Annotated in this window: 4 protein-coding genes; all 4 read right to left on the reverse strand. The window is 61.2% G+C overall.

Annotation, left to right across the window (positions count from 1 at the left end):
- Positions 1-495: 495 nt before the first annotated feature.
- A complete protein-coding gene (locus AABE10_RS35565; protein WP_342937735.1) occupies positions 496-4,986 on the reverse strand; it encodes an AAA family ATPase in 4,491 nt (1,496 codons plus the stop codon).
- 578 nt (positions 4,987-5,564) lie between these two features.
- Positions 5,565-5,807 (reverse strand): hypothetical protein, encoded by a 243-nt coding sequence (locus tag AABE10_RS35570; protein WP_342937736.1) that lies wholly within the window; start codon positions 5,805-5,807, stop codon positions 5,565-5,567.
- 279 nt (positions 5,808-6,086) lie between these two features.
- Positions 6,087-7,298 carry a patatin-like phospholipase family protein gene (locus tag AABE10_RS35575; protein ID WP_342937737.1) on the reverse strand — a complete coding sequence of 404 codons (1,212 nt, stop codon included), beginning with the start codon at positions 7,296-7,298 and terminating at the stop codon, positions 6,087-6,089.
- Positions 7,276-7,524 carry a Mov34/MPN/PAD-1 family protein gene (locus AABE10_RS35580; protein WP_342937738.1) on the reverse strand — a complete coding sequence of 83 codons (249 nt, stop codon included), beginning with the start codon at positions 7,522-7,524 and terminating at the stop codon, positions 7,276-7,278. Before AABE10_RS35580 ends, AABE10_RS35575 begins: the two co-directional genes overlap by 23 nt.
- Between the last annotated feature and the right edge of the window lie 110 nt (positions 7,525-7,634).

Below are 7,634 nucleotides of genomic sequence, written 5' to 3' on the forward strand. Positions count from 1 at the left end.
CCTACGGGCTCCTTCCGACGCGCACAGCGTCAGGACCTTCCCCGCAACTTGCAGTTACCGCCTTTATCACGTCACGTCAACTGTGTGTCGCCGGATTTGCGCGGTTCCTGACCGCCATCGACACCCGTGGTCGTTCGATATACTGTGACCTGAATTTGCTCAGCAAAGCCTCGAGGAAGGCCTCATCGTGTTTTTGCCGCCCTTCCCCGATTCGTGGGCGCAGCTCAATGACTCCACCGAACGATGATCTCAGGAATCGGGAAGCACTACGGTTTCTGGCGCACTCGCAGAGCGCCTGCCGATAGCTAATGCTAAGCCACGCTCAAGCTGGCAAATGGCCAAAGTCCCAGTGACGCTGCGTTGCGTCGTCACTGGGTTCAATCGGTATTGCTTGCCGTGCGTGATTGCCGCTGCATCTGGCCCGCGGACTCACTGCCGAGTGTACCTGCGGTGTGCACAAGTCGGGATCGTCCCTAACCCGCTTCGACCCGAGTGTCAGTGGTTGCCGTGGCCTAGTGAATGCGAAACCGTGACGTCACTGGGCCCATCATCCACTTGGCCCGCATCCGCCACTGACTCGCCCAGGAAGGCGGCGCGCTGGCGTGCCGAGGGGGCGTCGAACGTTTCGAGCCTGTCACGACCACGAAGCCCACTTCCGTCAGAATAAAACAGCCGCGTAAAGGTAAGCCGCCCCCCGAAGCCGTCGCCCGCTGAATCACCGTACGCATTTTTTTCGCCCGCAACGGTCCAGATAGCGACCAGACCTTCACGCTCAAGCAGCCCAAGGAAGGCGTCCCGGTCGACCAGTGCGGCGCTCTCGCCCGCCGTCGAGACGGACGGATCCATGAAGCGGGTGACCCCCTGAGCATCCTGATACACGATCGAGCGACCGTCGGTGAGATGCAGGCCCAGCCCATCCATCAACCACCGTGCCGGCAGGCGCAGGTTGATGTGATCGCTGACCGAGCCGTCGTAACCGTCCGCCTCGGCGTTGTACTCCGTCGTGGTTGGCCTGATAGCGAGTCTGTTCCCACCGCGTCGCACAGTTGAGTCGACAGGGCGCCAGTCGAGGATCCAGTCATCCTGCCCCTCCTCGAGCGATCGCCACGGAAACTCACCGAGATGAACGCGGTAGCCCCCTCCCGCGGCGACGGGCACGTCGTGCGGGCCTGCCATCTGACCCGTCGACATCAACTCCAGCGCCCTGTCGCGGTCTGCCCTTCGCACGACCACGCTTCCTACACGGCGCCACGCCTCACAGTGCATGCCCTGCGTTGGCGTGCGCCAGGTCTTAAATCCCGTGAGCACCAGCCAGTGACGATCGTCGTCTTCGGACCTGACAGCGACGTTCTCGACTCCATCGAGGATATCCTCGGACGAGTGCAGCCATGTTATCGCCTCAGCGGGCGTACGCGCAGCAAGTTCGGGGGCCGCGCCGATCCAGAACGGCTTCGCCGGAACCTCCTCCCAGTCATCTGCAGCAACATGATCGACCAGCAGCGAGGGGTCGAGGTTGCGCAACCGAAGCGGGTCGGTGTCGCGATCCGGGAGACGTTCGAGATTGTCGCCCATGCTCGCGACCAGTTCGTAAAGCGCCAGCCACTGATATTTCTTGCCGATTCGCTCGAGGGAGTGCTCGTTCCGATCGCCACGGACCTGCCGGTCGAACGCGCCATGCAGTTCCTCCGACCAGCCCAGATCATGCGCCCGCTTCACGACCCAGCGCCGCGCCCACGCGAGATTAAACCCGGACGGACCCTGTTGGGTCGCATAGCTCTGGTACATGCCTTCGGCTCGCCAGTACTCGGCCCGCTCCCGCCATTCTTCGAACATATCCGAGCCGACAGCCGCCCTAAAGACCGCCTTTGCCGCCCTGATCCGGTCGCGAGCCTCCCCCATCACGACGGTGTTGCGGGGATTCTCGCTGGCGATGGTTTGAACGAGCCGGTCATGCGCCGCAATCATGTCCAAGGTCGCCGTGACCTTAAACTCCTCAAACCAGGCGTTCCGCAGATCCAGCGCGTTCGGCAGCGGCGAGGTGCCAACGAGAGCCGGACTCCAGTCTTGCACCGCGTAGTCGAGCACGTAACGCCCAAAATCACCGTCCTGGCACGAGTTGACGATTTCGTCGGGATACCTTCCGTTCTCACCGTACTGCCGCGTGTAGGCTTCGATGGTTTCGTCGGGGACATGCTCGATCGGCCAGGAGCTGAGAAAGGGTCCCTCGAGGTTTTCGCGATCAATTGCGCCGCCCAACACTCCCCTATGCATGGCATATGCAATCAGTCCGAGGGCATGGTCGCGCAGCAGCGAATTTGCCGGGGGCGTGCGGTTCGCAAAAAGATCACGATAGAGGGTCGTGGCGACAGCCGACATATCGTAATCCTCCCACACGCCCTGCATGGCCGCCCCGTAGAGCGCGGCAGTCAGACGCTCGGTCAGATATCCGTCGTCAACACCTTTGAACCCGTTCCACAGGCTGATCGCGAGCCCGGGACGACCGGCAAGCAGTGCGACAAGCGCCTTCGTCGCTCTATCGCGAAGGGGGCGGAAGCTCGTTGTGAAAAACCAGGTGAGCTGTATGGCCGCCAGCTCGGCGCGCGCAGGCGTAACGCGTGTCTGGTCGGCGTTCCACGCCCAGTCAACCAGTGTCGTTGCACGGTCCGAATCAGCCAGATGGACCGACCAGTGCGCATCCCGCTCCGGCATCGCATGCCGCCGGAGTTCGCTGTCGAGCACACGCACGTTGAACGGATGCTCCGGCTCAGTCGACAGTGCAATGAGCGTGTCGAAACGCAGGCGTTCGTCGCCAATTTCATCCACGAGCTGCCAGGTCCTTTCACGGAAAGCCGTCGGTCGGCGGGCGAGGAGGCTGTGAACGAACGCGTCGTCCACCCATAACCGTTGCGGTACGCCGGCCAGATCCGGAAGCTCCAGCTCCAGCTGCTCGGGCAGCTGGATCGCGAGCGCCTCCAGAAGCCCCGGCGCGATCCGGGAATGCGGATCAGCCAGCGCCTGGTGCAGCGGTGACCCGGGAGCGCACACGGCGCCAGCTCCCGCGGAATCCATGCTGCGATTCAGGAGGCTGGCGGCAATCGCATGATCACCCATCCGCTCGAACGTGAAACGGACAACCTCCCTGGATTCGACGCTGGAAAACGAGTCCTGCTCCACTGCAAGAAGCCCTTCGTTTTCCAGCTGGAACAGGATGTCACTCGCGATCTCATTGCCATCGTAGATTGAGCGCACGAGCTCGTCAGCGCGCTCGAAACCGACCTCCCCACGCCCTGTCCTGGACATCTCCGTCGTCAATGCCTCGATCGCCTTCGAAACCAGGTTGCGGCGTGGCGCAACCTTCGTTGTCGCCTCAATACGTCGTGTGACAGTCGAGGTAAAGAGCCGGAACGCTTCGGAAATCCCGCTCAGGCTGTCCGTCATCAACACTTCGCCTTCGGCCTTCAGCGCATCGCAGGCCAGACGGAGGAAAAGCGGGTTGTGCAGTTCGTCGAGCTGACGGGGAGCCTCCGGTACGCTGATGCCGCGCCGGCGCAGATAACGCATCACATCGTCGTCTTCGAAGCCCTCATGTTCAATCCGCGGCAGCTTCGATGCATCCAGTGAGTCCGGGATAACGACATCCAAATACGTTGTCCGACACGACAGCACTACCGTTATGAAGGGAAACTGCCTGAGGTCGTTCAACAGGCCCGCGAGGCGCTCCGGCCAGATCAACTGCCCATTCTTCTCATTGAGTGCGTCAATTACGACAAGCGCGCGAACATCCGCCGCTTCTCCGGCGGCATTGAGTGCACCGAGGAACTGCCTGGCCTGGAGATGGCGCGGCAGATCGAGATCCCGCAGGATCTCACCCCACGGCTCGGCATCCGGCAGCTTGCCGCCGAGCACCATCATGGCCGGTCGACCGTTCTCGATCTGGTGTGCACAGGCGTCAGCTAGCAGGTGTGACTTGCCACTTCCGGCATCACCGGACACGAGAAGCGCCCGCGTGTCGAGATGCGTCCAGTGATCCGCGCGGACATTGCGAGCGCAGGCGCGCAACGCGTTCATCAGATTGGAAACGGCGATCAGCTCCGGGCTACGCTCACGACCTTGCCGCTGGTCCCGGAGTTCGCCATGCCACGCGGTAGCCAGATCGGCAGCGGCATCGATCCTGCCGCGTAATTCCAGCAGCGTAAATGAATCCGGCTGCTCATCGGCGAGTGTATCCAGTTCGGTCGCAACGCCCAGCGCGGCGGTGCACGCAGCGTTGTTCGCGCTGCCTGGCGACTGTTGCAGGCTATGCCTTATTCGCGCAGCGAGCGGTTTCAGCGCTTCGAAAATCACGGGGTCGCGCACCGTCGCGAGGATCGACTGCCGCACCGGGATGTCGATGTGGGTTTGCGGACTGTAGCGATCCCCCAGGCTATCCGCTGTCCGTTCGAAGGCTTTCCGGAACCAGTCGGCGGTCAACAGCTCCTGGTCGAACCAGAAGGCTATCCGCCCCGCCGATCTCGGATTGCTGTCCGTCAGCCTCTGTTTGATCTCGTGCCCGTCCCAGCGATCGATCGTGACTATCCTGCCGGCCGCGGCGGCTTCGCTGATCCGCCTCTCACGCCACCTGGTCCATTTTGCGAATGCCGTCGTCACGTCAGAGCGGCGCGAATCCGCCAGATCGAACGGGAAGCACGCGATGAACCGGTGCATGGCAGGATGCTTTACAAGCGCTTTCGTCAGTGATCCGTCGAGCGAGCTGAGCAGACTGTCAATCTCCCAGTAGAACTTCACCTGCCATCCGGTTTCTGATCCGTCGGCGTGTGTGGCAAAGCACTCGATGCCGCCGTCTCCTCCCCGCCCCTTCTTGTCGAAGCGGATGCGATCCGTCAGCGGTTCATCGCCCGCCAACTGGCAGCATAGCTCCTCGAATGCGTCGGCCTGGCTGGTTCGATGAACGCGGATTTCCTTGAAGTCAATATCGGGAAGCGACATGGGGTAAAGATCAGTCAGAAGCAGTGAAGGTGGAAAGCGAGTCCTTTCCCGGCCACGCGCGATGGCGCTCGGGTGGGAGGGCTGCACGTCTGCAGTCCAACGTCCCAAGGAAAGAGCCCATGAAAAAGGCAGCCTGCGGTGCCGGTGCACAGGGGACGGTCGAAGCGCGGGGCCGCGAGTGCACTCCCACGAGCGCGAAACGCAGACCGTGTTGCACGAGCGGCCGTTCTTCGCAAGGCTGCCCGATGTGAGCCGGAGATTGTACGCGGTGGATGCGCGATTTTCGACAAGTGACGTGACGGACATTGACTTGATGCCACCGCCACGGGTGCAGCGCGGGAAACTTAATTCCGTACTTTTTCTGCGGAGCCATGTTTAACCAGCGACTGAGTGGCACGTTCGCGCTCGGTTGGGGATACGCGAGCGAGACAGGCCGCCAATAGATGTTCACAGAACTGTAACGACTCTTGTGGGTGAAGCTCCCACCAATCATGACGATCGCAAGCACAAGATCTTCGGTCGCCGCCTCGCCGGCGCCAAGCGATCGATGCCGTCGACCGATCGTCTGCCGCCGCGCCTCACGGGCAACAAAGGCCTGCTTGCAGAGCAGGCCAGAAGCCAGCCTGGTTGCAGGTCACCAGTCCTACAGCGTGCATGCAGCCCAGTTCGGCCTCGATATCGGCTGTTTTGAAGCTCCAAGCTGCTTCATGGCGCCGAAATGCGTCCGGCCGAACCTGCCAGTTGCCGACTTGCCCCGCAGCAAAAATTCCGTGCTCGAGAATCGCATCGCGAACTGTGTGCTCGTGCGCAGATTTGTCCATGATGTGCCTTTCAAAGAACCGCCGGCCGCCGCGACGGCCGCGGTGTTTGAGGACACACCCGGAGCCATGACACCCGAAATCGCACTTACCAGAAAGACGGCGTCATCCCCTGCCCGCCAAAGCGTTAGTACTTCATCTGTGTCGATTTTCCTATCTTGGCGTGCCGCATCGGTGAGAGCCCGTTAGCACCCCGGCCCGCGCCAAACTGGCTATGCCTGGCTGAGCCGGTTCGCTCATGGAAACACGTTGACCGGCTCTTAAGCAATTTTGCTACGATATTCAGAGAGTAGGCAGATATCGGTCGAGGATAACGTGGGTAAGCTGCTCGCCGCGTAACGACAGTGCGTCAAGATCCTCCTTTGCCATCGCGGCGAAATTGGTTGGATAGTCCTTGACCTTCTCACGCGGCACCAGGTCCGGCAGCGCGTAAGGCAACTGTTCGTCCATCTGCCCTAGGTACACCATACCGAAGCCCTTCAATAGTCCATTGCGTGCGTATTGATGCAAGCGGTTATAGGTCGCATCCTGTACCTTGCGATGGACCGTCTCGAACGACAGTTTGACGCGACTGATCCACCAGAACGGACTGGCTTCACCACCTACCTGCCCGGAGCCCGCATTCAAACTGATGATATGCGTCGCCTTGAAGCTGTTCACACTGATGCCCGCGTTTCGGCCCGGTTCGAGGACGGTCACGCCGAGGTTTTCGAAGACGCCGCCGTCAGTGAGCACCACTTTCTGCACCGACCGCCGGTTACCGCAGACAAACGAGAATTTCTGGATCAATGGCGGTAGCAGCAATGGGAACGCTGCCGACGCTGCGACAGCACGGGCAACGGGGATATGGTTGTCTTCGAGACAGCCATATCGCCAGCCTCCTGATGCCTGGGAACCAAAGCGGAATGCCGTACCTGTGCGCAGATCGCAGGCGTTGATAATGACCTCTACGCCCTTCCACCGGACGTCAGCGATCACGGTGTCACCGAAGATCGTGCGTGCCAGTGCGCGTTCGAATGCGGTCGTCAGGCTGCCCCAGATTGGCAGCAGACCAGATAGCCGGGCAAGACCGCTCTCGAGTCGTCTCGTGGGCAATCGCGCGATGGCACGTATGAGGGAAAGCACTGCACCCAACGCGCCGAGCGCGAGGGCGGGTATCGCTGTAAGCAGAAGGGTCGCGACAATCTTCGGTGTCTCGCGGCTGAAGAAAACTGACCTTGCAATCGACCCGTTGAAACCCCTGCGCAGGATGTCAACCATACGCCGGTCGAACTCGGCGAATTCCGCGCCCCAGTATGCGAGGCAGGCGCCAATTACGCTTCCGCCCGATACAGTGGAAACCACTCTGACCTTCTCCAGCAGCCCGCGGTCGTTGAGCGCACGCAGGCATCCGAGATGAAAGGCCATCGCGCGGGAGCCACCTCCGGACAGCGCAAGCGTCACAAATGTCCCGGAGGACTCGCGGTGTGTTTCAGTCATCACGGTCGAATACATTGCCTGCTATCAACGGCGCTTTCGCTGACCCGCCGACAATCAGCATCAGAAACTGATGAGCCTGAAAATCGGTACCTTCGAACAGCCGCACCATCGCGCTCCGGTCTGTATGGCTTGGGTCGGGTTGAGAGCCTGGATGCGTATGCCACATGCCAATGAACGCAACCGAGCCTCTCGATCTCGAGGTCTGTTCTGCATTCATCTCGGCTAGTAAGCACTCGATCATTACCGTTGCCCACGAGATTGACCGATGAGGGATGTGCTGTTAGCGAATGGGGTCAATGCGCGCGGAGGGAGGCAGCAAAGGGGCGACGTTCCAAGGCAACAGGTCGTCGA

It is taken from the genome of Paraburkholderia diazotrophica (genome assembly GCF_038900755.1).
Taxonomy (GTDB): domain Bacteria; phylum Pseudomonadota; class Gammaproteobacteria; order Burkholderiales; family Burkholderiaceae; genus Paraburkholderia; species Paraburkholderia diazotrophica_A.

Coding starts and splice junctions, on each gene's coding strand:
- AABE10_RS35565 (WP_342937735.1), bottom strand. CDS start 4,986: ATGTCGCTTCCCGATATTGACTTCAAGGAAATCCGCGTTCATCGAACC.
- AABE10_RS35570 (WP_342937736.1), bottom strand. CDS start 5,807: ATGGACAAATCTGCGCACGAGCACACAGTTCGCGATGCGATTCTCGAG.
- AABE10_RS35575 (WP_342937737.1), bottom strand. CDS start 7,298: ATGTATTCGACCGTGATGACTGAAACACACCGCGAGTCCTCCGGGACA.
- AABE10_RS35580 (WP_342937738.1), bottom strand. CDS start 7,524: ATGATCGAGTGCTTACTAGCCGAGATGAATGCAGAACAGACCTCGAGA.